The sequence below is a fragment of the uncultured Vagococcus sp. genome (assembly GCF_963518325.1).
Taxonomy (GTDB): domain Bacteria; phylum Bacillota; class Bacilli; order Lactobacillales; family Vagococcaceae; genus Vagococcus_D.
Map to the genome: position 1 here is coordinate 1 of NZ_CAUQJB010000049.1, position 24358 is coordinate 24358.

Annotated in this window: 25 protein-coding genes and 1 pseudogene; 14 read left to right on the forward strand and 12 right to left on the reverse strand. The window is 40.3% G+C overall.

What is annotated here, in order from left to right; translation table 11 throughout:
* Positions 1 to 57 precede the first annotated feature (57 nt).
* The 3 genes from RWN13_RS22290 to RWN13_RS22300 form a co-directional block, all read right to left on the reverse strand.
* On the reverse strand, positions 58 to 657 hold the full coding sequence (locus RWN13_RS22290) for a 3'-5' exonuclease (RefSeq protein WP_314068148.1): 600 nt from the start codon (positions 655 to 657) through the stop codon (positions 58 to 60).
* A gap of 61 nt (positions 658 to 718) precedes the next feature.
* Entirely contained in the window at positions 719 to 1324 is a 606-nt protein-coding gene (locus RWN13_RS22295; RefSeq protein WP_314068150.1) for a hypothetical protein, read from the reverse strand.
* A 12-nt stretch (positions 1325 to 1336) separates the two neighbouring features.
* A complete protein-coding gene (locus tag RWN13_RS22300; RefSeq protein WP_314068151.1) occupies positions 1337 to 2089 on the reverse strand; it encodes an exodeoxyribonuclease III in 753 nt (250 codons plus the stop codon).
* Positions 2090 to 2345: 256 nt separating this feature from the next.
* Between RWN13_RS22300 and RWN13_RS22305 the strand changes: the two genes are divergently transcribed.
* Together RWN13_RS22305 and RWN13_RS22310 are read left to right on the forward strand one after the other, a co-directional pair.
* Positions 2346 to 2540: a hypothetical protein gene (locus tag RWN13_RS22305; protein ID WP_314068154.1), complete on the forward strand. Its 195-nt coding sequence runs from the start codon at positions 2346 to 2348 to the stop codon at positions 2538 to 2540.
* Between the two features lie 349 nt (positions 2541 to 2889).
* Positions 2890 to 2964: pseudogene (locus RWN13_RS22310) on the forward strand (helix-turn-helix domain-containing protein); the annotation flags it as partial.
* Positions 2965 to 3463: 499 nt separating this feature from the next.
* Here RWN13_RS22310 and iadA read toward each other — a convergent pair.
* Together iadA and yfcC are read right to left on the reverse strand one after the other, a co-directional pair.
* Positions 3464 to 4648, reverse strand: a complete 1185-nt coding sequence (gene iadA / locus RWN13_RS22315) for a beta-aspartyl-peptidase (RefSeq protein ID WP_314068157.1) — start codon at positions 4646 to 4648, stop codon at positions 3464 to 3466.
* A gap of 33 nt (positions 4649 to 4681) precedes the next feature.
* On the reverse strand, positions 4682 to 6418 hold the full coding sequence (gene yfcC, locus RWN13_RS22320; RefSeq protein ID WP_314068160.1) for a putative basic amino acid antiporter YfcC: 1737 nt from the start codon (positions 6416 to 6418) through the stop codon (positions 4682 to 4684).
* 251 nt (positions 6419 to 6669) lie between these two features.
* Here yfcC and RWN13_RS22325 point away from each other — a divergent pair, with 251 nt between their 5' ends.
* Positions 6670 to 6834: a hypothetical protein gene (locus tag RWN13_RS22325; protein ID WP_314068162.1), complete on the forward strand. Its 165-nt coding sequence runs from the start codon at positions 6670 to 6672 to the stop codon at positions 6832 to 6834.
* 150 nt (positions 6835 to 6984) lie between these two features.
* Positions 6985 to 7545, forward strand: coding sequence for a hypothetical protein (locus tag RWN13_RS22330; protein WP_314068166.1), 561 nt, complete (start codon positions 6985 to 6987; stop codon positions 7543 to 7545).
* Positions 7546 to 8033: 488 nt separating this feature from the next.
* On the opposite strand, the gene RWN13_RS22335 is transcribed toward RWN13_RS22330, so the two are convergent.
* On the reverse strand, positions 8034 to 9008 hold the full coding sequence (locus RWN13_RS22335; RefSeq protein WP_314068168.1) for a sortase domain-bontaining protein: 975 nt from the start codon (positions 9006 to 9008) through the stop codon (positions 8034 to 8036).
* Between the two features lie 418 nt (positions 9009 to 9426).
* Positions 9427 to 10143 (reverse strand): CPBP family intramembrane glutamic endopeptidase, encoded by a 717-nt coding sequence (locus RWN13_RS22340; RefSeq protein ID WP_314068171.1) that lies wholly within the window; start codon positions 10141 to 10143, stop codon positions 9427 to 9429.
* A gap of 98 nt (positions 10144 to 10241) precedes the next feature.
* Here RWN13_RS22340 and RWN13_RS22345 point away from each other — a divergent pair, with 98 nt between their 5' ends.
* Entirely contained in the window at positions 10242 to 11129 is an 888-nt protein-coding gene (locus tag RWN13_RS22345) for a helix-turn-helix transcriptional regulator (protein WP_314068174.1), read from the forward strand.
* A gap of 53 nt (positions 11130 to 11182) precedes the next feature.
* On the opposite strand, the gene map is transcribed toward RWN13_RS22345, so the two are convergent.
* The gene (map, locus tag RWN13_RS22350; protein ID WP_314068177.1) at positions 11183 to 11938 is read right to left on the reverse strand and encodes a type I methionyl aminopeptidase; all 756 of its coding nucleotides are present in this window, start codon (positions 11936 to 11938) and stop codon (positions 11183 to 11185) included.
* Between the two features lie 408 nt (positions 11939 to 12346).
* On the opposite strand from map, the gene RWN13_RS22355 reads away from it, so the two are divergent.
* Positions 12347 to 12625 carry a helix-turn-helix transcriptional regulator gene (locus tag RWN13_RS22355; protein WP_314068213.1) on the forward strand — a complete coding sequence of 93 codons (279 nt, stop codon included), beginning with the start codon at positions 12347 to 12349 and terminating at the stop codon, positions 12623 to 12625.
* A 329-nt stretch (positions 12626 to 12954) separates the two neighbouring features.
* Here RWN13_RS22355 and RWN13_RS22360 read toward each other — a convergent pair whose 3' ends face one another.
* Positions 12955 to 13866: a sortase domain-bontaining protein gene (locus RWN13_RS22360; protein WP_314068180.1), complete on the reverse strand. Its 912-nt coding sequence runs from the start codon at positions 13864 to 13866 to the stop codon at positions 12955 to 12957.
* A 329-nt stretch (positions 13867 to 14195) separates the two neighbouring features.
* Here RWN13_RS22360 and RWN13_RS22365 point away from each other — a divergent pair, with 329 nt between their 5' ends.
* On the forward strand, positions 14196 to 14966 hold the full coding sequence (locus RWN13_RS22365; protein ID WP_314068183.1) for an MBL fold metallo-hydrolase: 771 nt from the start codon (positions 14196 to 14198) through the stop codon (positions 14964 to 14966).
* 87 nt (positions 14967 to 15053) lie between these two features.
* On the opposite strand, the gene RWN13_RS22370 is transcribed toward RWN13_RS22365, so the two are convergent.
* Together RWN13_RS22370 and RWN13_RS22375 are read right to left on the reverse strand one after the other, a co-directional pair.
* A complete protein-coding gene (locus RWN13_RS22370) occupies positions 15054 to 15911 on the reverse strand; it encodes a PhzF family phenazine biosynthesis protein (RefSeq protein WP_314068187.1) in 858 nt (285 codons plus the stop codon).
* A gap of 29 nt (positions 15912 to 15940) precedes the next feature.
* Complete coding sequence (locus RWN13_RS22375) at positions 15941 to 16921, reverse strand: LacI family DNA-binding transcriptional regulator (protein ID WP_314068190.1); 981 nt, start codon at positions 16919 to 16921, stop codon at positions 15941 to 15943.
* A 339-nt stretch (positions 16922 to 17260) separates the two neighbouring features.
* Between RWN13_RS22375 and RWN13_RS22380 the strand changes: the two genes are divergently transcribed.
* From RWN13_RS22380 to RWN13_RS22410, 7 genes are all read left to right on the forward strand, one after another.
* Positions 17261 to 18574, forward strand: a complete 1314-nt coding sequence (locus RWN13_RS22380) for an ABC transporter substrate-binding protein (protein ID WP_314068194.1) — start codon at positions 17261 to 17263, stop codon at positions 18572 to 18574.
* Positions 18574 to 19452: a sugar ABC transporter permease gene (locus tag RWN13_RS22385; protein ID WP_314068196.1), complete on the forward strand. Its 879-nt coding sequence runs from the start codon at positions 18574 to 18576 to the stop codon at positions 19450 to 19452. The genes RWN13_RS22380 and RWN13_RS22385 overlap by 1 nt, the downstream gene beginning before the upstream one ends.
* Positions 19439 to 20275: a carbohydrate ABC transporter permease gene (locus tag RWN13_RS22390; RefSeq protein WP_314068199.1), complete on the forward strand. Its 837-nt coding sequence runs from the start codon at positions 19439 to 19441 to the stop codon at positions 20273 to 20275. The genes RWN13_RS22385 and RWN13_RS22390 overlap by 14 nt, the downstream gene beginning before the upstream one ends.
* A 91-nt stretch (positions 20276 to 20366) precedes the next feature.
* Positions 20367 to 21437: a glycoside hydrolase family 130 protein gene (locus tag RWN13_RS22395; RefSeq protein WP_314068202.1), complete on the forward strand. Its 1071-nt coding sequence runs from the start codon at positions 20367 to 20369 to the stop codon at positions 21435 to 21437.
* Between the two features lie 110 nt (positions 21438 to 21547).
* Positions 21548 to 21952, forward strand: coding sequence for a DUF6157 family protein (locus RWN13_RS22400; protein WP_314068205.1), 405 nt, complete (start codon positions 21548 to 21550; stop codon positions 21950 to 21952).
* Between the two features lie 97 nt (positions 21953 to 22049).
* A complete protein-coding gene (locus RWN13_RS22405; RefSeq protein ID WP_314068208.1) occupies positions 22050 to 22526 on the forward strand; it encodes a nucleoside deaminase in 477 nt (158 codons plus the stop codon).
* A gap of 337 nt (positions 22527 to 22863) precedes the next feature.
* On the forward strand, positions 22864 to 23100 hold the full coding sequence (locus tag RWN13_RS22410) for a hypothetical protein (RefSeq protein ID WP_314068210.1): 237 nt from the start codon (positions 22864 to 22866) through the stop codon (positions 23098 to 23100).
* A 650-nt stretch (positions 23101 to 23750) separates the two neighbouring features.
* On the opposite strand, the gene RWN13_RS22415 is transcribed toward RWN13_RS22410, so the two are convergent.
* Positions 23751 to 24284: a GNAT family protein gene (locus RWN13_RS22415; RefSeq protein WP_314068211.1), complete on the reverse strand. Its 534-nt coding sequence runs from the start codon at positions 24282 to 24284 to the stop codon at positions 23751 to 23753.
* Positions 24285 to 24358 lie beyond the last annotated feature (74 nt).

The following is a 24358-nucleotide window of genomic DNA, read 5'->3' on the forward strand; positions in this document are numbered from 1 at the left end:
ACACAAAAAAAGTGGGATAAAAGCAGATTAATCATCTACTTTTGTCCCACCCTCTTTCTACATGTATTTAACTAGTTTTTTTAAGGGATCCACGCCGAAGTGGGTTGCTTGATACAACAGAATATTGGCACAGGCCAGACTATCGTCTAAAGCGTTATGGTGATTGTCCAAAGTAATCCCCAGTTTGTCACTGACGGTGTTGAGTTTATGGTTTTCAAACTCAGGAAAGAGTTTTTTACTGGTACGAACGGTACAAAGCGACAGGTAATGTGGTTGTTCAATCCCATAATAGTCGAGGCAACCTTTCAGCACGCCGCAATCAAAAGCCGCGTTATGAGCGACGATTAAGCGATTTTCTTGAAAATAATCTTGGATTTCTTGCCAAACTTCGGGAAACTTTGGCGCATTAGCCACGTCTTCAGGATGAATGCCATGAATTTGGATGTTTCTCCAATGAAAGTCTGTTTCAGGTTGAATAAGGGAGTAGTAACGTCCCACAATTTTGTCGTCCTGAACCATAATTAAAGCCACGGAACAAGCACTATGTTTTTTGGCATTTGCCGTTTCAAAGTCAAAGGCGATAAAGTTCATATTGATAAGACTCCTTACTAAAAAGTGTTGGGTGAAGTGATTAAGCCTCACACTTAATTCTTTCATTATACCTCATTTTGCCAAAATAAAAAAGGAAGGAGAATGAAAATTCTCTCTTCCTGACTCATTATTTTGAAGATTTTTTCCGACGTTTTCGACGGCCAGAATTATTTTTTTTCCTTTCGTTTAACTGGGCTTGCTTTTGTTTTTTTTGTTTATTGAATAAAAAGATTCCTAAGATTGTCAGAATGACAATAACCACAAGGGCGATAACCCAAATCAGGACGGAAGAGTCCTTTTGGGGTGTGTCCACTTTGCTTTCTACCGAGCTGACTTGAGTTGGAAGACTGTTACGTGACACAGAAGACTCAGTTGTTTGTGGCTCAATGTGTTCAGCAGTCGTATCAATGGTCTCAGCTACAAAGTTGTAATTAATATCGGTTGATTGATCATTAAGAAAATCCATAATGGTAATCGTTGTTTTTTGCAGGTCTTCAGGAATTGGCACTGAGAAGTTTCCCTCATCGTCGGCTGTAATCATCGCAACGATGTCAGCAAGAGAGACATTGGCATTAGGAACAGTCTTTCCTGAGAGCACACGAGATTCTTTGTCATAGACTAAGTCAGAAATGAGTGTTTCCGTTGTATTATCAGCTAGTCCGATCTGACTGAAATTACTCAGACCAAGAAAAACAAGGATTGTAACCATAAACACATTAAGTAGTTTTTTCATAATACCCTCTTTCTAAGTCATGATCAGTTCGACAGGACAATGGTCGCTACCGACAATATCAGCATGAATCTTGGCGTCGACTAGACGGTCATTTAAGCGTTCCGACGTCACGAAATAGTCAATCCGCCATCCAGCATTGTTTTGACGAGCATTAAAACGATAACTCCACCAGGAATAGGCCCCTTCTAAATCAGGATAAAAATGGCGGAAAGTATCGACATAGCCTTCACTTAAGAGTAAGCTGAATTTTTCACGCTCCTCGTCAGAAAAACCGGCATTTTTCCGATTGGTTTTCCAATTTTTTAAGTCGATATTTTCATGGGCAACGTTTAAATCGCCACAGAGAATGACCGGTTTTTGGGCATCTAATGTGTTGAGGTGGTGTTTAAAATCTTCTTCCCAGGTCATCCGATAATCCAGTCGTTTTAACTCATTTTGGGAGTTAGGTGTGTAGCAAGTAATCAGGAAAAATTCAGGGTATTCCAGAGTGATCACACGGCCTTCTTGATCGTGGTCTTCGATGCCGATGCCGTAGGAGACAGATAATGCTTCTTCTTTAGCAAAAATGGCGGTTCCGGAGTAGCCTTTTTTTACGGCATAATTCCAATACTGATGGTAGCCAGGTAGCTCTAAATCAATCTGTCCTTCTTGAAGTTTTGTTTCTTGAAGGCAGAAAAAGTCTGCATCTAACTCGTTAAAAATATCTACAAAGCCCTTCTTAACAACAGCACGTAATCCGTTAACGTTCCATGAAATGAATTTCATCGTGTATCCCTCCTCAAGGTTCTTTCTTTATTGTAGCGGATATTTGACTTGCCGTCATGTATTTCCGGCTAGAATCTGGAATTAATGTTTATTTAATGGTCGAAAAAGCAAGGTCATTAAGGAATATTTTCCAGATATATGGTGTATCTTATTAATGTAGAAGAACCAATTAAAGGAGGCAAATTTATGAGAGGGAACGTTGCGCTAGCAAGATTTTCCGCCCCGTTGAGCACTAAATTAAAGACGAGTAAGCACTATGAACAAGCGGATGTTAACAACAGATGACTTGCCATTTAAGAAATTATTTGCCGCAGAAGAGAATACAGAATTACTGAAGTGTTTGATTCAAGATGTTTTTGAGATTAGCGTGATAATCTTAGATATTCTGACGTCTTATTCAATCGAACAAATACGTCAACAGGTGGAAAGGTTAGAAGCTAATGAATGGTAGATGACAGAGGTAGATGTGATGGTTCGAGTCAATGGGGAAGATGATGATCACAATTGAGATGCAAAAGGAAAGTTTGGATTATTGATGACGTGTTAGTAGTAAAAATTTTTCTAAATAAAAAAGTTCTGAGCTTCAGCCAGTCTTTTAAGGAGTATGTTTGCAGCTTTTTCAGTTGCCAAAAGGTTTGCAACCATCTGTTAAAATAGCTACATGTCAGCTTTTTTAAGCATCTTAGTGCGAAAAAAGTTGCCTGCAACGACCCTTGTCTAGTATTATTGAGACAGGTATCTTACAGTTAACCCACGGAGGAAATGATGAGATGAAATTTGGTTAACAGCTAAAGCGAGAACGGAATAAATTGAATTTGACACAGGAGGCAGTAGCAGTTGAACTGTACGTGTCAAGACAAACGATTTCTAGCTAGGAGGCTGGTCGTAGTTACCCAGACATCGACTGCTTGATTGCCTTAAGCAATCTCTATCAAATTTCTCTGGATAATTTATTGAAGGAGAGTAAGTTGCTTTTAGGAGGAAGTGGAGTGGTAAATTTGCTGTTTCTGACAGTGGTCCTCTTAAATATGTTGGAAATTACACTAGTTTGATTATTATGTTTGGTAATTTGTTATTACGGTGTTAGCTAAGAATAAGTATCTTTCAGTATTTAATAAAAAAAAGGAAAACTTACAAATAGCAATGAAAAAGTGGTTGTTACCAACAGGGATTATTGCTAGTCTATCACTATTGGTTGCTTCACAGTTCACGGTAATTGTGCCTAAAGAGAGCGCCTCCCACATGTCGGGGGTGAGCACTGGTGTCATTGTAGGAACTATTGCATCTAGGTTTATTTTTAAAAGAATGGACTGATACAATAAGGTTTGATAAAAAAGCATTTAGTGGGAGATTAGCTTCCACTAAATGCTTGTTTTAGAGCGTTTGTTCAAATGTCCCGTAAACTCTCACTTCGCGATTGGCAACCATGGTTTGGCCTTTAGCAATGACTGTATCGATGTCTAAAGTCTCAGCATTCAACAGGCAAAGATCCGCATCAAAGCCAACTGCAACCTGTCCTTTGGTTGTCAGTTTCAAGATAGTCGCAGGGTTGATGGTGACTGCTCGTAAAATAGTTTCAAGGGCAATCTGTTGATTAAAGAAAGCGTCTTTGATACAGATTAACAAGGCTTTCGAACTACCAACACCTAGACCAATAAAGTCATTTTCCTCATTGAAATAAGGCAAGCTACCTTGACCGTCAGAAGACATGGTAAAGTTGTTTAAATCAATCTCTTCAGCCAAGAAGCGTTTAAGACCCTTAGCAAAGCTGACTTCACCATCGGTTTTTTCCCAGAATTCGGGATCGTCACTGGCCGTAAAGTCGATGACACCACCCCGCTTAGCGAAAGCCAAAGAGGCTTCAAACAGTTCGGCAGTGCGGTTGGCATGAGTTGGTAAGAATTGACTGATAGGAATTTCCGTCTCGTCAATGACTTGGTTAATCAAGGAGAGCTTGCTTTTACCGCCACCCAGATGAACATTGATAATGCCTGCTTTATTTGACAACATACCGCCTACTCGAGCATCTGCGACAGCTCGGCTAAATTCTTCAAAGGTCGGTTGGGAAGAGCGGTGATCAGAGATGGCGATTTCACCAATGCCAATTATTTTATCAATGACCATAAAATCTTTAATCAATGAATCAGTGACAGGTTCAATTGGTAACCGATAAGACCCTTCATAGAGATAAGTGGAGATTCCTTCGACTTCCAAGCCTTTCGCCTTAGCAATTAAGGCGACCATATCACGGCCTATCCCATCGGTTCCGAGACAACCAACCACAGTTGTAACACCTGCTGTCGTTAGGTTGGTTAAGGTTACTTCCGGTGTGCGATTTTGAAAGCCGCCTTCACCGCCACCACCAAGAAGATGAAAGTGACAATCAATAAAACCTGGTGTCAGCAGTTTGCCAGTTCCGTCTATTTCTTCCACATCAAAAGGTATGTCTGTTAATTGGATGTGATCGTCGATTAAGTGAATCTTATCGTTGACCAGTAAAACATCTTTAACACCTAGATAGTCAGGTGCGTAAACTGTTGCTTGGCGAATCAATTTCATCTTAGTCCCTCATTTCTTTGTAATGGTTGAATCTTATTGTAAACCGATTAAGATAGCAATAACGATAAAGGCGGTTCCCAGAACAAATAGGAAGCCTTGCATTTTAATTTGGAACTTGGCCCATTTTGTCCAGTCAATTCGAGCCACACCAAGAACGCCAATTAAGCTGGCAGAAACGGGTGTAAAAGCATCGACAAAGCCGGCACCCAGTTGGTAGGCCAAGACGGCAACTTGCCGTGAAACGCCTAAAATATCTGCCAGAGGGGCCATGATAGGCATTGTTAGAGCTGCTTGACCAGAGTTAGAGGTAACCACTAAGTTAAACAAACTTTGGAAAACATACATAAACCAGGCGCCAATCACACTAGGAACACCAGTTAAAACATTACCAATGCTGTAAAGCATGGTATTTAAGGCTGAGGCCACATTGGCGTCTGCTCCACCTAATACTAGCAAAATACCCTTTGCCATCCCCACGACAATTGCAGTGCCAGCTAAGTCAGCCACACCGGTTTGGAATGAACTAGCCATATCATTAATGCCCATATCGTTTAGCTTAAAGATTACGGCAATAATACCCGCTACTAAGCCCATGACGAAAAATTGAGAGGCAATTTCAGGAATGTAATAGCCTTTTGCCGTAACGCCCCAAATAATCCAAATCAAGACGGCTAACATTTCCAGTAAAATTAATTTATGACCAAGAGTAAAAGGTTTTTGCTCCTCAGTCGTAGTTGCGATGCGGTCACGAAAGTACTGATCTGATTCGTGAGTCGTTGATAAAACAGGTTTTTTACGGATGCGTTCAGCATAAACCATCATATAACCGGCAGACAGAGTGGTGATCACGACCCACATGATTAAACGGAACGTCGCTCCAGACAAGACGGGAACACCGGCGATACCTTGAGCTACTGCCACACTAAAAGGGCTCATCCAAGAGGCCGCATTCCCGATTTGGGAGGCGACATAGGTGACTGTTATGGCCACGATCGAGTCGTAGCCCAGAGCAATCACGAAAGGTACCATAATCATGGCAAAGGGAATAACCTCTTCGGCCATACCGAAAGTCGCCCCGCCTAATGAGAACATAAAGAAAATGACAGGTAGTGCTAGGCGTTCAAGTCCGCGGGTCTTACTTATAAAGGCATAAATCCCTGCATCGATGGCGCCAGTTGCCATGATGATGCCAAAAGAGCCTCCCACTACTAAAATTAATGCAACAATGCCGACAGCCGATCCATATTTATCCCCTGAAGTTAACCCTTCAAAGATATAATTTAGAAAACCAAAGCCACCAAAATCATCAGTTCCCCAAAGTTTGGCAGTTTTATGCAACTTTTTATCGGTATTATAAATCTTTTCACCATATAAATCATATAAAACATCATCTGTTAAGGATAGGTCATCCAAGGATTCCTGGGATAAGTTTTTCTCACCTTCAGCCAAAGTCGCCTTCAGTGCTTCTTGATCCACGTCAAGCTCGGCTAAGACGGTTTGATCAGTCGCCAGCTCTTCTAATTGATCAAAAACAAATTCTTTATTCATAGCATAGCTGTAGCGGAATGACTCTTTATCAAGAACCGTTCGGGTTGTTGTTTGCCCATCGGCCCCTTCGATTTCCATTTCATTGACGCTAAACTTTCCTGCTGGAATTAAAAAAGTTAATAACCAACAAGCAATGACAACGCCGAAAATAATGGCGTAAGTATGGGGTGTTTTAATTTTGGTTAAATCGCGCTTAGGCGCTTTATCAGACTTCTTAGACATTAAAAAAATACTCCTCCTTTTGGTTAATCTGAGCCTTCCAAGCTCAAATGTATAAAAATACAAAGACAAGTCAAAGTATATCATAAAAACAGGAATTCGTAAGGTCTAAATCCTATAATAATGAGTGAGTTTTAGTCTAAATGGTGCGACGAGTTCAATGCCGCAAAGGATCAACTAATCCCTTGCTCTCCTCTGCAGGGGAAGGCTTATACTAAATGAAGGAAGCAACTTAAAAAAACGGAGGAAAACAGATGGATACAGGATTGGAATTGCGACTATTAGTCGAAAATAAAGTAATTCTCTCTGAAAAGGACATTGACTGCCTGTTGGATCAGTCGGAAATTCTCAGCCGCTTGACTCATGAAAGTAGTTCAAGCTTGTTGGCAACTATTTTCAAATTAGTGGGGCTCAGTTAAATTCCTTATAGCCAGCGGTTAAATGAAACTCAAAAGGTCATTGATCGCGTAAATCGAGAAGTCGCCACACCTGAGGGGTTTTCTTATACGGGAGAAGTCGATGGAATTGTCCCCTGTTACAACGCCATGTTACTGGAAGCATACACTCGCTTGGGACTAGTTAATAGCCCAGAAGCTATCCACGCTTTAAACTGGATAAAAAAATATCAATTGTTTGAACGATATCAGAAAACCACTTGGTCGGGGAAGGGGATTGGTCGCCATGGAGGATGTTTAAAGGGAACCCCTTGTTATATTGGTATCGGCAAGACGGTGCGAGCTTTGTTGACCTATCAGGAGTTTGCAGACAATCAGGACCCAGTGGTTGTCAACCTGCTAAACCAAGGTTTGAACTATATGCTCAACCATCAATTGTTTTTAAGGCGCTCAACTAATCAACCCATTAGTCCCCATATTACTGACACGATGTTCCCTCAAAATTATTGTTTGTCTTTTACAGATTTAGTTTATATTGTTGGCAAAACTCAAAGTCAAAATAAGCCTCTTGCTCAAGCCTTTATGAAAAAATTGGCAGAAAAAGAGCTCAGCCATCAATGGAAAGTTGATTATATCTATCGCGCCCAAGGTTATGTCCCATTTGACAACAGGCGGAGGCCGTCTCCGTGGTTGTCAACCCTGTTTAACGTGTGGTTGGCTCCCTCCCTTTGTTAGAATTGACTAATAAAAAGGGGGAGTCTGGGGAGAAGGGATCATAAGCAATATAGTCACGGAATAACGTATCAACAATACTATTTAGGGTAATGAAGAAGTTGTCATCCTTTTTATTGTCACCGTCAACATCAACATCTAAAGTGTTACTTGATAATAAAAGCTATAGTTAGCCATTTGAAATAAGGTGCTTTTTGCAAGCGGGCTAATGGAAGGGGTGGCAGTCTCATGGTGTCGTCAGAAAGGGTTTAGCCATTCAGATTATTGTCGGTCTTGTCAGTTTAACAAATGAGAGAAGAGGTTGATAAGGTTATAAAAGGAGCTAAGGAATTAGACCATTAAATTAAAAAGAAAACAGCGGACTCCCTTACGAGACCCGCTGTTTTCTTTAATCAAAGGATGTTTCCTCTGATAGGTATGATGAGTCAACCCTCGGATGTCCCCATTCAATCCAAGGGCATTGGCTCCATTAATGATACATCTTATAATTCTTAAGAGGCATTGGCCATAACGATTAAGTTAATATCGTCGTTGACACAAGTTTGAAGGGTGATTCGTTCACCACCACCACTGCCGATGATTTGATCTACGTAGCTTTGTCCGTCTGCAACCCCCGTTGCATAGTCATCAACTTGGAAAATTTGGTTAACCGTGTAATAAGTAGGTGTGCCAGCTCCATCGGTAACGGTGATTTGGCTACCGCCACCTAATGAAAAGAGGACGCCGAAAATCCCTGGGTTATGACCGATAAAATGAGTATTAGCGCCATCACTACCTGATTGAACAGAGTTTCCACCCCAAGTGGCAATTACATTTGGATTGCTGTCAATCACTGCTTGTCCGCTGCCTTGTCCCGCATTTTGATAAGAAATGGCGATACCACCAACATACATCGTATTAGGTGCCAAGGTTGGTTCACTTGTTGCAACAGGTTGTGCTTCTGGCACTTCAGCTACGGGAGCTGGTTCTGGTGCGGTAACTTCTTCAACTGTCGCTGCTACGGGTTGTTCTTCAAGGACAATTGCTTCGGGTTCAACTGATTCAGCTGGGGCTGCAGTTGCAACTGACGTTTCTTTGGGTTCTGCTGTTTTAACATGGACCGTAATAATTTTACTGGTTTTATTATGTTCTTGATCTTCGGCAGTTAAAGTCACTTTTTGATCGCCTACCTTGTCAGTTGAAAAAGGACTTATTGAGATGCTAATGTCTTTATTCGTGTTATCTTTGGCTGTCACTCCTGTTAAAACATCGACCTGATCCCCTTGAGTCACAGACCAATCTTTTTGACCTTCAATCGTTGGTGGTTCGGTATCTTTTTTAGCAACTGCGACAACTGTCGCTTCTTTCTTTTCCTTTGTGACTCGTTCTTGAGCAGCAAGCTGTGTGCTTCGCGTATAAGATAGGGTTCCGGCAACACCTATCAAAATTGACAAAGCCAATAAACCAATAACTAATTTCTTTTTCATTGTAATCCCTCCATGTATTGTAAATGGTGAGATTTTGCCTCTATCGATAAAATTAAAATCTACGTCTTCTATAAGGTCATCATAAATCTTAGTCTTTAAAATGTGGATTATTTTGCTTGCGACTTTTAAAATAGAAATAGTTATTTAACACGATATCGATTGGTATTAAAGGGTTTAATAGTCTTTTTTTCAATATTTGCTTATCATTGTGAAAATTTAAGTGTTATTTTATAATTCCGTTAACTGAGGTAAATGTTGCAATAATTGCATATGAATGTGCAAAATTCAAGAAGTATATGTTTTTTATATAAAGGTAAGTGAAGATTAATGGTTCGTAAAAACGGAATTAGGTTGTTAAGATTTATTATGTGAGTTAAAAAGACATTAATTATAAAAAAGTCTTTTTGAATCTGGGGGATTACTTTTTATGGGCATGTAAATAGTAACAACTGGTAAGAATAATTAAATAAAGGACAGCCAAGGTAGAAACAGCTAATAGATCTTTCTCAAGACTTCCGACCTGAGAAACGGATGCTAAAATATTGAACAAAGCGTGAAAGCTGATGACGAGATAAATATTTTCAGTTAGGTAATAAAAAACAGCAAAAACCATTCCCAAGAGCAAGGCATTAATCAGTTGCAGGACAACTAAAAATAAGGTTTGGTTTGGGTTAAGACCACTTGCTAGGTGAAGCATACCAAAGATGATGCTTGAAAATAAGATAACTGTCTGTGGCTGTTTGTCTCTTAATGAATAGAAAAAAATTCCACGAAAGAGAACTTCTTCGGTGTAGCCTACCAGCGCCATTTGAATAAAGATAAGGACTAGTGTTGAAAGAGGCAGCGACAAGTTAAGACCTAAGATAGCGGGTTGTATCAGTACAATCGACCCAATGGCTAAGTAAAAGACCTGATTGATCCGTGTTTGTTTAAAACCAAAAGGCACTAAGGACCGTTCCTTTTTCTTCATATAGAAAGTAAAGAACCCCGCAGCAAGTAAAAAGGCACATATTTGTATGAGTATCATGGTGTTAGGGGCAGCTTGAAAAATAACTCCAAGAGCAGAAAATAAACTGATTAGGAGCGCCAGCCCTGAGCCAAACCCGATTAATTTTACATAGATTATTTTAGACATATTAATTCCTCCAACTTCTTTTTTTAAAATATAACATGAGTTTGAGGTTCATAATGTGCTAAAATTCCTGTATACAGGAATTTTATGGAGGCGAAGTGGTGTACGGTGAAATCATTAAGAAAATTCGCAAGCAAAAAGGCTTTACGCAAAAAGAGGTGTATGGAAATGTCGTTTCTAAAACATTTTATAGTGACTTTGAAAAAGGAAAATATACAATTAGCATTGAGAAATTTGAAGGACTATTGAGTAATTTAGGAATTACGTATAGGGAATTTGATTATATTAGACAAGAGAAGCAACAATCCGAGATTAGTCATTTGACGGCGGAAATTGACCGCTTGTATAATCAGGGGCAATTTGAAGCCTTGTACGATCTATATGAAACGAATCACCAGCATTCTTATAAGGAAGTCCGTTATCTGGCGATTAAGGCATACTTATTAGTGTTAATCACCAACACCAACTTTTATAAGTTCTCTCGACAGCCATTTAATGAAATTACGGCGGAGTTAGAGAAAGCTAAGAGGTGGACGTTACTGGAAATAAGACTGGGCAAGTTAGTTTTACTGTCAGTCCCTGAAAAAAGCAAAGATTATTCAAACAAATTGTTTCAGCGGCTGTTAAAGGAGCTTGATGTTTACCAACAATATGATAAATCATTATTTTTTGAGGAAGTGGGGGATCTTTATTTTAACCGAATTCAGAGCTTATTAGTCACCCATGATATTGGTTTAGCTAAAGCAACACTGGGAGATTATGGGACCATCATGGCGAAATCTGATCACGTACATTGGCTGATTCAACTGAAGTTTATGACGATTCTCGTTCATTTGTATTTTGATTACCCCAGTTATGATGGGCAATTGCAGCAATTTTTGAAAGAAGCAAAAAAAATCCCCACATCAGAAACTCGTTTTTATGAGATTATTGCTCAATTACATCAGGAAAAAGCCTTAACTTACTACACACGATATGCATTAAGTTAAGCCTTTTTTCAATTAAAGAGGACTGCCATCGCATAGGCTAGTCCTCTTTAAATTTATTGGTCGCCTTGAGAGGTTAAGATTCGTGGGCCATCTTTTGTAATAGCTAAGGTATGCTCATATTGACAGCTTAATCCCCCGTCAAGGGTGCGAGCAGTCCAGTTATTGTCGTCCATTTTTAAACGCCAAGTACCAGTGTTAATCATGGGTTCAACGGTGATGACCATCCCTTCTTTGAGACGAACTCCTTTACCTGGTTCGCCGTAAGCTGGAACTGAAGGTGCCTCGTGGATAGTTGGCCCCACACCATGACCGACAAAATCACGAACCAAGCCAAGTTCTTCGCCAGCAACGTAGCTTTGAATGGCATGGCCGATATCACCAATCCTATTGCCAACCTGAGCTTGCTCAATGCCAAGGTAAAGAGCTTTTTTAGTGACCGCCATCAATCGATCAATTTCTGCAGTGGACTCCCCAACCACATATGTCCAACACGAATCAGACATTGCCCCATTCAAATCAATGCACATGTCCACTTTGATTAGGTCACCACTTTTTAACGGCTCTTTACGCGGAAAACCATGACAAATTTCATCATTGATACTACAACAGGTAGCGTATTCGTAGCCTTCAAATCCAATTTGAGCGGCAATACCTCTGTTCTTTTTAATAAAATCGTGAACGAATTCCTCGATATCCCAACTGGTAATCCCAGGCTGAATAAATTCTCGTAACTCACGATGAACGTTGGCTAATAAAGCACCGGACTCAGCCATCATCTCTATTTCTCTTGCTGATTTAAGTGTGATCATTGTGGTCTCCTTTTTTTTCTTGTTAGATAATTTAAGTGTATATCGTCTTATTTGCTAGCATAATGAATTCTAACATATTACTGGAAATCCACCAACTGGTAAGGGTTTGAGGCGATGGTGGGCCTATTCTGATTTGGCGGACTGTGAACAAAATTAATGTTTTCGATTAAACGAAATACGTGAATGCTTCGTTCCTGATTTTTTTTAGAAGACAAACGGGAATGTCGATCAACACTCTATCATTCTTAGATAGATAAAAGTGCCACTCTAAGAATTAAAGGTGGTATAATTAATTAGCTTTTTATATACTGACGTTGAGAGGGATAGTATAATATGGAACTGGGATTACAACTAAAAAAATATCAAAAGGAAAGGAAATGAACTCAAAAAGAATTAGCCGATATGATAATGGTTTCGGATAAGACCATTTCGAGTTGGGAAAATAACCGTTCGTATCCTGATATTGTCATGTTGATTAGTCTCAGCAACAGTTGTAAGATTTCTTTAGACGAACTTATAAAAGACCGAGATATGGTAAAAACAATCGATAGAAATTTAAAACTTAAAAAGAACTATAAGGTGAGGGTATTTTCACTCTTATTTATAATGGTGGTGCTAAATATGATAAAACAAAATCAGAAAAGGGCGAACAACAATTTCCAGATGATTGTCAAAATATGCACGTGATTGATGGGCCTTTTAGAGAATCCACGATTTTAACATTTTCTGGCGGTCAGTCTCCAGAGGGGGAAAATTATGCGATGGTGTAACATAAAGGGGTATATGTGAGAAGAATTTCCTTTATTACTAGGGAATCGATTCCTGGTGTAATTAGAGACAATATGAGTAAAGAGTACAATGAGATGCCTATGACGCTGCGGAATGAAAAACATTTTGATTAGCTGTTATAGGGGAGAGAGAAATTAGAGGGGACATTACCCAAAAAACGACTATCTTCAGATAAGCAGACTAAAGAGGGCACTTATCTTTCAGAGCGCCCCTTTAGATAAGATTTGTTAACTAGCACTTGCCATCACAATTAGATTAATATCGTCATTAACACAGGTTTGCAGAGTAATGCGTTCGCCGCCACCAGTTCCAGTGATTTGGTCAATATAGCTTTGGCCGTCAGCGACACCTGTGCCGTAGTCGTCTACTTGAAAAACTTGGTTGACCGTGTAATAAGTTGGTGTACCATTACTGTCAGTCACAATAATTTGGCTACCGCCTCCTAGCGAGAATAGGACATTAAAAATTCCAGGGTTGTGACCAATAAAATGTGTGTTGGCGCCGTCACTTCCAGATTGAAGGGCCGCCCCTCCCCATGTGGCAACCATATTTGGGTTGTTGTCAATGACACTTTGGCCACTACTTTGTCCAGCGTTTTGATAAGGAATCGCTATTCCTCCAAGATAGAGGGTATTAGCTGTCCAAGTGGGTTCGCTGACTGACGGTTGGGTTTCTTCTACTTGTGGCTCAGCGGCTTTTTCGTATACCAGCGCTTCAGACGTTGCAACCTCATTAATCACGGGTTGTTCGTCACTAAGGTCTTCTATTTTTTCAGGTGCATTGACTTGTACGACAATTGTTTTAGTGGTTTTGTTGTGAGCTCCATCTTCAGCAGTAATGATGACATCGTGTGAACCTACTTGCTGGTTGGAAAAGTCGCTGGCAGTTAGTTTGACAGTCTTATCGACATTGTCAGTTGCAGTTACGCCCTCAAGGACATTAATTGGCTGACCTTGAGTAATCACCCAATTTTTTTGCCCGTTGATGACAGGTGGTTCACTGTCTTTTTTTTCAGTGATAACTGTTTCTTTTGTGACTTCTTTGGCTGTTAATTCTTTTTTTTGAATATAGGATAAGGTTCCGGCAAGGCTCATGACAATTGCTAAAGCTACGCCACTAATTAGAATGTTTTTTTTCATCGTAAATCCCTCCACAAATAGTTAATGGTGACATTTTTTTGTCGACAAAAAAGAGCAATCACATTTTTTACAAGACTATAATAATAAAAAAACAAAAAAATGTGAAGTGTTATTTTTTGAATTTTTTTTGAAATTTTTTAGAGAAATGAGAGAGCGTTATAAGTTAGCAATTGTATCGGTCTTATTAAACACTAACGTGGTTTCAACCACACTAGAGTGCCATTTTTTAGGTATTTTCACTTAGGCTAAAAACCTGTTAAATTTAAGGAGAGAAAGATGGAGATATGGAAGTGGGAATCAGTTTTTATTATAAAAAGGGAGGTTAGTAGATGGAATGGTTTACTCTAGAGCAAATTGATCAGCAGACGGTTGCAATTAGTGAATATGGCCATTGGGAAAAGGTCCGCTCTTTTTTATTAATAGGGCAGAAAGAGGCGTTGCTAATTGATACGGGATTGGGAATTGGGTCTATAAAAGAGGTGGTCGACCGCTTAACAGATCTGCCTGTAAGAGTTGTCCTAACCCATGTTCATTGGGATCATATCGGCGGGGTAGGAGAGTTTGATAATTGTTATGTCCATCCCTTAGATCGTGAGTGGTTGGAACAGGGGATTCCTGTCTGGGACACTGCTAGTGTTCGCAAAGAATTAATGAGGGAGTTATCCCAGCCCCTGCCAGCTGAATTTGATATCAGCCGTTTTGAGTTGTTCCAAGGTCGTCCCACGGGGCATTTGTTAGATGGCATGGTGATTGATTTAGGTGAGCGAAAGGTTCGCGTGATTCACACGCCAGGGCATTCACCGGGCCATGTATCATTTATTGATGACAATGGTTATCTTTTTCCGGGAGACTGCTTGTATAGCTCAGAAACACCTGTCTATAGTAATTATCCTTCAACTAGTCCTCAAGACTTGGTGATGACTTTGGAAAAATTAGGAAATCAGCCAGATGTTCGCCGGATTTTTGGTTCTCATAATCAGTTAGAGATACAGGTAAGTTCACAAGAGTTATTAGCCAGTGTTAATTATTTGAGAGTCAATGACCTAGTGAGGCACGGAACAGGTCTCCATAACTTTAAAGCCTTTAGTTTGCTATTTTAGTTTGGAATCAAAAGTTAGATAGTGATTATGAGGATTAAAAAAAACTTGAGCCCCGTGTCATATCACGAAGCTCAAGTTTTTTTTCAATTAGTTTAATCTTTTCGAGATAACGGCTTTGCCACCAACTAGAACTTGTTTTAAGTGGCGGTCTGTGGCTGTCAGTTTAACAAAGATTTGGCCGGATTGATCTAAAGTTTGGCGTCCTTGCTTAAATTCATAAGATGTATCGTCAGTTCGTGTTTCTTGGAACAAATAACAGGCCAAGGCACCATTTGATGTGCCTGTGGCGTATTCTTCATCGATACCAACGTAAGGGGCGAAGTTGCGGCAGTTGATTGTTAGCTGGTTGTCTTCAACTGCGAAGACGTGATAACCGATAATATCCAGTGTTTCAGAGATCAGGCTAATGGCTTTGAAATCTGGGCTGATTTTCTCCAGTAACTGGCTGTTTTTAAGAGGTATCATTAAATCCTTTAAGCCAGTTGAGACAATTTTCAAAGGATAATTGTCAGCGAAATCAGAGGCAACCAACCCTAAAGAGTTGGCAACTTGTTGGGTGTTGGGTTGATCGTCGTAAAAGATTGGTAAGGGTTGTTCCATAAAAACTGTCTCATCTTGAGAAATTTTTATGCTTAAATGACCAGCCAATGTTTCCATCCCGTAAGTCCCAGCAGTCAGTTGTGCCAGCTGTTTTAAGAGGCTAAAGGCAGCAATCGTGGCATGGCCACATAAAGGGACTTCAGCTAATGGCGTAAAATAGCGTAAGTGGAACTTTCTTTCATTTGTTCTTTTGACAAAGGCCGTTTCTGAGTAGCCTAAGTCAGCGGCTATCCCTTGCATTTCCGCAGGTAACAGCTCTTCCTCTGGTGCCAACAATCTCACGCCAGCAAGGTTGCCGCCATGGCCGTTATAAGTGAAACTGCTAACTTCGTATAAAGTTGTCATAGGCTCCCCCTTTTTAATTAAATAATAGATTAAATCGAGTCGTAAAGCGTCATACTAGGAACAATTTGTTTATGGACAAAAGGTGCCGATGGATGAGCTGTTCTATCTAGTAAGGTGTCGACTGCTAGTTCTCCCATGAAGGTTAAGTCAGTGGCCACATTGGTGATCTTTGGTTGTGACATGCGAGTGAATTCCGTATTGTCAAAACAAATAATCGCAATATCCTTAGGAATGATTAAACCTTTTGATTGGAGATAGGAATTTAACATAAAAGCGAGCCCAGAGTTGGCGCAAAACCAAGCATCTGGCTGAGTCTTTAGTTGGTTTAGCTTTGTAAATAAAGCGCCTTGGCTCTCCTCAATCTCGGTAATGATAAACTCTGAAGCAAAGGGCAGTGAAAAGTGTTCGAGAGCACGCTTGAAGCCGCGGTAACGCTCTAAATAGCTAGGTGAAAAAGTAATGTCACCGATGAAACCGATGGTCTGGTACTGATGTTCATGCAAGAGAGCAACAGCAGAAAAGACACCGTCTGTATTTTTTGTCAAAATGGCATCGGCTGCCAACAAGGGGTCGTGATGATCAACGATGACGGTTGGTAACTGACTGTCAATCAGTTGTTTGATATAGCGGTTGTCGCTGTGTGAAAGGACGATGATACCGTCATAAAGAGTTAGATCAACGGGGATCGTCAGTGTGTCAATATGTTCCTGCCGTATTTCCTGAATAGTTAATTGCCCATTAAGGTCACTGCATTTATCCTGGATACTTTTAACAATCTCACCGAAAAAACTGGTCTGTGACAGGGCGAACTCGGTAGCAAACAAAATAAAGTGTTGCTTAGTCGCCCGTTCCGCATAATGATAGCCCAGTGATGTAGCAGCTGCCATTACATCCTTTTTAGTGGCGTCACTGACGCCTTTTTTATCTCGCAAAGCTTGGGACACCGAATTTTTGGAAATGCCCAAGTGATCTGCGATATCTTGCATGGTTACTTTAGCCAATGGATTCACCTCATGTAATTTTTGTCAGTCATTATAACTCCCATTGTAATGTAAAGATACCAGATAACACAAGCTGGAAAGTCTGGAAATCAGGTATTTAACATTACAAAATAATGAAAAATCATTTGTAATGTTAAGTATGAATGATTTAATCATGTGAAAGATCGTCAAAAAATCCATTGCTAATCCATTTATGACTGATTATTTGTGAAAATTAATCACTTTTCAATTTGTAATTATTTGTAATTGTAGTTAATAATTAATTATATTGTTGACAATCGTAATGGCAGGTGCTAAACTTTTGGGTGTAAGATAGAAACCGTTTACTTAAATAGGAGGGTCAAGAATATGAAACGAATGAAATGGCTAATTGGCTTGTCAACAGCGTTGTTGTGTGGCGTGTTACTAACTGGCTGCGGCACTAAAAAAGAAACTAATACAGAGGGGAAAACAAAAGTCACCTTTTGGGCAGCCCCAAATCCTACTCAATTAAAGTATTGGGAAGAGATGGCAACTGAATTTGGTAAGAGTCAGTCAGATATTGTAGTGGAAGTCTCTCAAATGAAGGAGAGTCCGTCATCTGAAGCAACGATTCAGTCAGCCATCGCTTCAAAGACGGCACCGACATTATCAGAAAATATTAACCGAAGTTTTGCGGCACAGTTAGCTGCTAGCGAGGCGATCTTACCGATTGACCAGCAAAAAGGATTTGATGACATTGTTAAAGGGCGAAACATGACCAAAACAATTGACAGTTGGCAGTTTTCAGATGGCGATCAATTTGTTCTCCCTGTCTATTCTAATCCGATTCTATTTGCATGGAATTTAGAATTACTGAAGGAGTTAGGTTACAATGAGCCACCTAAAACCTATTCTGAGTTGTTGGAAGTAGGCAAAAAGTTAAAAGATAAACATCCAGATAAAGTGATGTGGGCCAAAAAAGACTTAGCTGACCCAACGGCGTGGATGCGCTGGTTTGATTTCTTCCCCCTGTATAATGCTGCCAGTGAAGGCAACAGTTTTGTTGAGGCCAACAAGGTGTCGGCTGATGATGAGTCAGTTGAAGATGTGTTAACACTAGTCAGCAAGTTACAAAAAGAAGACTTATTGCTAACAGGTGAGTCAACGGATCCCTTTGAAAATGGTGTTAGTTTGATGAGTGATATAGGCCCGTGGACCTTCCCGAACTGGGCGGAAAAGTATCCAGAGCTGACATATGGCGAAGGCTATACTATTGCAACACCTGTCGTTCCCGATCGTTTAAAAGATGCTGAAACGGTTTCTACCTATGCGGATGCCAAAGGGATTGTGATGTATGCCCAAGCTGGCGAAGAGGAACAAGTAGCAGCGATGAAATTCCTGGAGTTTGTTTACGGTGATGAGACTCATGATGCGAAGTTTCTTGAAGTGACAAGTTTAATTCCTGCTCGTGATGATGCAACGGAAAATGCTGCTTTTAAAGAGTATTTTAAGGCTCATCCGGAGATGGCTACTTACGCAGAGAATGTGCCATACGCAGTTCCAGCCATGGATAATGAATTGTACAATGATATTCAACAAACATTTGGTGAACAGACCTGGGTACCTGTCGTTCGTGGGGAAAAAGCACCGGCAAAAGCTTGGAGTGAAGGTAAAAAAGCGATTGAAGGAGTGCTTCCTTAATGAAGAAGCAAAACAATAAATTGGGCTGGTTATTTACCAGTCCTTATCTCATTTTTACGTTGATTTTTTTCCTATTACCCTTATTGTGGTCAGTCTGGTTGGCTGTCACCGACTGGAATATGATTTCTCCCAGGATTAATTTTGTGGGGCTGGATAATTTTATTGCCGCCTTTAAGAATCCTGCTATTCAAGCTGCCTTTGTGGTGACGTATAAGTTTTTATTAGTGTTTGTACCCTTAGCTTTGGCCCTGTCCATGATGATTGCCTTATTGGTCAATAGCTTGCCTAAGCTAAAGGGGCTTTACATGGTGGCCTTTTTCCTGCCTTATTTATCAAGTGGGGTGGTGACTTCTCTGATTGTCAAAGGTCTTTTATCTTATAATGGTCCTTTGAACACCTACCTGAGGGAGCAGTGGGGAATGAATATTGACTGGCTTGGGAATCCCGGAACCTCAATTTTTATTGTTTCTTTAATGATTGCCTGGAAGATGTCGGGTTATTACGGCCTCATTTTAATATCAGGTCTAACTAGTATTAATCAGGAAATTTATGAAGCTGCCGCCATTGATGGGGCATCAAAATGGACAACTTTTTGGAAGATAACCTTTCCGATGCTTTATCCTGCCTTTTTTACCGTCACTGTTTTAGCAGTGGGGATTAGTTTTGGAATCTTTACCGAAGTGTATCAGTTAACCGGAGGCGGCCCTAATTTTGCCACTAATACTTGGCAAATGGAGATTTATAATCAAGCCTTTGTTAATTTGAAATCGGGGTATGCCTCGGCGATTGCTTTGATGGCCGCGGTAGTGACCTTCGCCTCGATTGGCGTGATTCGAACGATGTTAGAGAAATGGGGAGAACGAAATGGTTGGTCATAAATTGAGTAAGAGGAGTCTTGTTTTACGTTATGGTCTCACAACAGCGGTTATGTTAATCATGATTTTTCCGTTTATTTATCTGGTGATGCATTCTTTTGCTGACTGGGATCAGGTCGATCGTCAAATTATTCCCTCATCCTTTAGTTTGCGTTCCTGGACTTGGTTGTTTGGTGATTCGTCGATCTCAGCCGATGCCCCGTGGTTAGGTGCTTTTATCAACACGATTATTGTGGCGACCATTGCTACTTTCCTGATGTTGGCGTTTGCTTTAATGGTGGCTTATGCCCTTGCGAAAATTGAGTTTAAAGGTAAAAAAATGGTTAATAATTTTATCCTTTTTCAAATGTTTTTCCCAGCGATTATCTTGTTGATTCCGCAATTCTTAATGGTGACAAAAGTTGGCTTGTTGGATTCTTACGCAGGGATGATTATTCCAACGGCTCTTAGTCTTTGGGCGATCTTTATGTACACTAACTTTTTTAAAGCTATCCCCGATACGTTAATCGAGGCCGCGAAATTAGATGGAGCAAATGATTTAACGATTCTATTTAAAATCGTTCTGCCAATGTCACGCTCAATTACGACAGTGATTTTCCTCTTTTTATACACAGATCGCTGGACTAATCTTTTGTGGGACATGATTGTCTCGAAGAGTGATGAGACCGTCACATTAAATGTCTTAATTTCCCAAATGTTTGGCCCCTATGCCACGTATCCGGGGCCGATGTATGCCGCTTCGGTGGTGCTAACCTTACCTTTAATTGTTTTATTTTTACTTTTTTCAAAACAATTCCAAAAAGGTATGCAATTTACCTTGAAGTAACATCCATCTATTGGGTTGAGTATGTTAGATGATGTAGCTAGTAAGCCTAGTTTATGGCTGGCTTATAAAATTTTAGAGAGCAGGAACTTAAATGACTATTTACCGTTACAAAGAAAATCCGCTGATTACCCCCTTAGATGTACCGCCTTTACATGAAGGATTTGAGGTGATTGGCGCGTTTAATGCTGGTGTTGCCAAATATAAGAATGAGACTATCTTGCTATTGCGAGTGGCTGAACGCCCTATTAGTGAGGATCCCCAAGTGATTAAGGCGCCGGTCTATGACTGCCAGACTGAAGAGTTAGTGATTCACCGCTTTAATCGTAGCGATGAGACCTATGATTTTGAAGACCCACGAATGATTCGGGCTAAGGTCAAAATGGATGGTTTTTCTTTCCTAACCTCCTTGTCCTATATTCGAATTGCCCGAAGTCAGGATGGTCACAACTTTACAATTGATGATCAAGCCTTTATTTATCCCTCAAACCGTTACCAAACCTACGGCGTGGAAGATGCTCGCTGTACTCAAATAGGCGATGACTATTACATTAATTTTAGTTCTGTCTCTGAAATGGGGGTCTGCGATTCTCTGGTTGTGACGAAAGACTTTGTTACCTACCAAGATAAGGGAAATATTTTCGCTCCTGAAAATAAAGATGTGTTGCTTTTCCCGGAAAAAATCAATGGGAAATACTACGCTCTTCATCGCCCGTCTTTAAAAAGTATCGGTAACTACGATATCTGGATCGCCTCTTCGCCTGATTTAGAGGTTTGGGGTAACCACCACCACTTATTAGGTGTGCGCCCAGAAAAGTGGGACAGTGGTCGAATAGGCGGTGGTCTAGTGCCCATCAAAACTGCTAAAGGGTGGTTGGAAATTTACCATGGGGCAACGGCAGAGCATCGTTACTGTATGGGAGCCGCTCTCTTGGATTTAGACGATCCAACAATCGTATTGGCCCGGACTGAAACGCCAATTATGGAACCAGAGGAAGACTATGAGAAAAAAGGTTTCTTTGGTGATGTGGTATTTGGCTGTGGTGGTATTTTTGAAGGGGATACCTTGATTATGTATTACGGTGTTGCGGATACCTCTATGGCTGGCTGTGAAATCAAGATTTCAGATATTTTGACTCAGCTTGAAGCAGAGAGTAACACGTAAGCTGATAATTAATAGAGCACTTATAGCAGATAATCGTTAAAAAAATGCGGGAGGGACTTTTTGTCCTATCCTGTTTTTTTGGTATAATAACCCAAAAGGGGGATTGACTAATGAGTTATACCAACACATTTATTGTAGTCTCAGAGGACACGAAGGCTGAAAAAGGGTTGGTGCCACCAACTAAAGCGACACCTACCATAGCGCAACTGCAATTTGAGATGATTAGTAGGGCTCCTTATACGTATACACAAGCAGACCTTGATTTTGCTTGTTATGTGAAAAAGAAAGGGTTAGTATTCTTTGATGAAGCACAACGTCAGGCAGAGTGGCAACAGTTTTTTGCAAAACCTAGAGCCTGTTTACGAACCTCACCATTAGTCAAAACCTATGGCTGGGGAATTCATTACGACAAAGAAGGCAAGTTAATGATCTATGGAAGGGAGACGCCTGATTATCAGCAGCTCTCTCAAAAGGAACACATTGAAAAAGGCATGCGTGTTAGCCGAAAAAAATAAACCAACTAAAACAGAGCCAATCTGCTTAGGGGCTTGCTCTATTTTAGTTGCTAGATTTTTTGTATAATGAATATAAAGAGAGAAAGAAGGACTTATAATGACATCACATGAGATTTATTTAACACGTTGCATCGAGCTTTCTCAACAAGCCCGAGATCACGGAAATACACCTTTTGGCGCGCTATTGGTGGATCAGCATGGGGAGATAATTTTGGAACAGGAGAACATTGAAATTACCGAAAAAGTCTGTACGGGCCATGCCGAAACCACCTTGGTTCAACGAGCCTCACACTTGTACAGTAAAGAGGAACTGGCTTCTTGTGTCCTTTATACGACAGCGGAACCTTGTGCCATGTGTACAGGAGCCATTTATTGGTCCAATGTAGGGACAATTGTTTATGGCATGACCGAAAAACGTTTATTGACTTTAACAGGTGACGATGATCAAAATCCAACCTTCGATTTACCTTGTCGTGAGGTCTTGGCACGTGGCCAGAAAGAGGTGACGGTGATTGGGCCTTTTCCGGAACTTGAGTTGGCGATTGCCGCAGTTCATCAGGGGTATTGGGGATAAAGATCATCAAGGAAGGGCAATCTGATTTGGGAAATTAATAGGCAAAATCAAAGGTGAGAGAGTTGATTATTGGGAAGCAAAAGACGCTGCCACGAATTTGATGGCAGTGTCTTAGGGGGGATACGAATGATGTGGCGCCTGTTTTTTATTCAAACAATAACCGTTTTTTTGCCTTACAATTTAACAAAGAGATGAGTGAAGGGAAGCTATCACAATTTAAAGACTCACTTTTTTTGGCGATACCTCAGCACTTACAGACTGGCAATTGGTCGCTAGTGTGACGGGGGAGTAGTTTGGAGCAGAAGGACTTACTCAAATTGATCAAAAAGGTGGCTATTTGTATCTGGATGAGTTGTTATTGGAGATTGAGTCAACAAAAGATCAGATGGTATACACTCACGAGTTATCCGATAAAAAATTCCTGTATCAGATGATGGTAACCGATAAAGGAGTAACAATCTTACCGAGTTACAAGATCGAACAAAAGAAAGGGGAAAGGATTACTGGCGGGAATTTGGCTCCGATTGAGCTAGTCCGAAATGACAACGACAAGATGACCATAAAAAAATGTTAGGTGATTGGCAGTCGGTAGAAGATGATTACCCGGCATATACGTGTCCGGGCGACGGATGAAATAAATGCAGTGGATGTTTATGTCACACAAACCAGTGAAGCCGACAGGTTAACCTTTGAGCTAGAGACCCACGAAAACCTCACTTTTTTAAATGAGGAGCAGTCGCTGAGATATGTGTTCAGTTACTATGAAAAGGAGCGGTGGATCTTTTATAGTGGGAACGCAAATCCAGAAGCGACAGGTACGGGGCGTCCTTACATTCTTAAGCAGTGAAGTCTAACAGCTGATTGATATACCCCAAAATCAAAGAGGTGATAAACTTAATCCTAAAGTTTATCACCTCTTTATGAATGTAAGCTCTTCAACAGATAGGTAGCGTTAAGGAATATTTAATGAAAAATCGTGTTTATTGATAGTCAACTGGCAGTATTTTCAATACAATGTTTTGATTCCTGTTGTCCTAGGTCTTTTCAATTTTTGCTGATAACTCGTCTAAGAAAAATTTGGCTTTTTCGTTTGATTAAAGCGGCTTAGACCTGATGATATATATCGAAAAAACAGCTAAAAGACACTGTCTGTCTTCTAGCATGATTTTCTCGTTCTGAAGTTAAGTGATATTACAGTGTGCTTCTGGAAGGACTGAATTAGATTCAGTCCATGACTTCATCACGCAAGATACCGTATTTAACCGAATCGTAAAAGCAATCTTGCCAAAATCGAACTTGACGAATCACTCCTTCTTTGGTCATGCCGCTCTTTTCGCCAATTTTTTGCATACCTATATTTCCAGACCAGGTAGTAAAACCAATATGTGGTAAAGCGGGATGCTGTTGAAATAACTCTTTGATCCAAAGAGACAAGGCAACATGTCCAATCCCTTTCCCCCAGTTGTGAGAGTCGTAAATTAAGAGGCCAATTTCAAGCCATTGCTTAAGCCTCCCGTCTACCCAATAAGCGGTGACCATGCCGACAGTTTGATTGTCAGCCATAATCAATTTTCGGTGTGGATTATCAATGGAATCCTTACCAAAGCCAGTAGAGAAAGCTTCCCAGCTTAAAAGCGGGTCTTCGAAATATGGTCCGTCGTATTCTTTCCATGTTAAATCTGCAGAGGGACCATAACTGATCTCCCATACATGCTGTAAATCTTGTTCTTTAATTTCTTTTAAATAAATTCTTGTCATAAAAAATCTCCTAAGTGTTATTGAAGCTGCTGAAAAACGAAGATATTCCTATCGTTTTCTTCTTTAGAGATAAA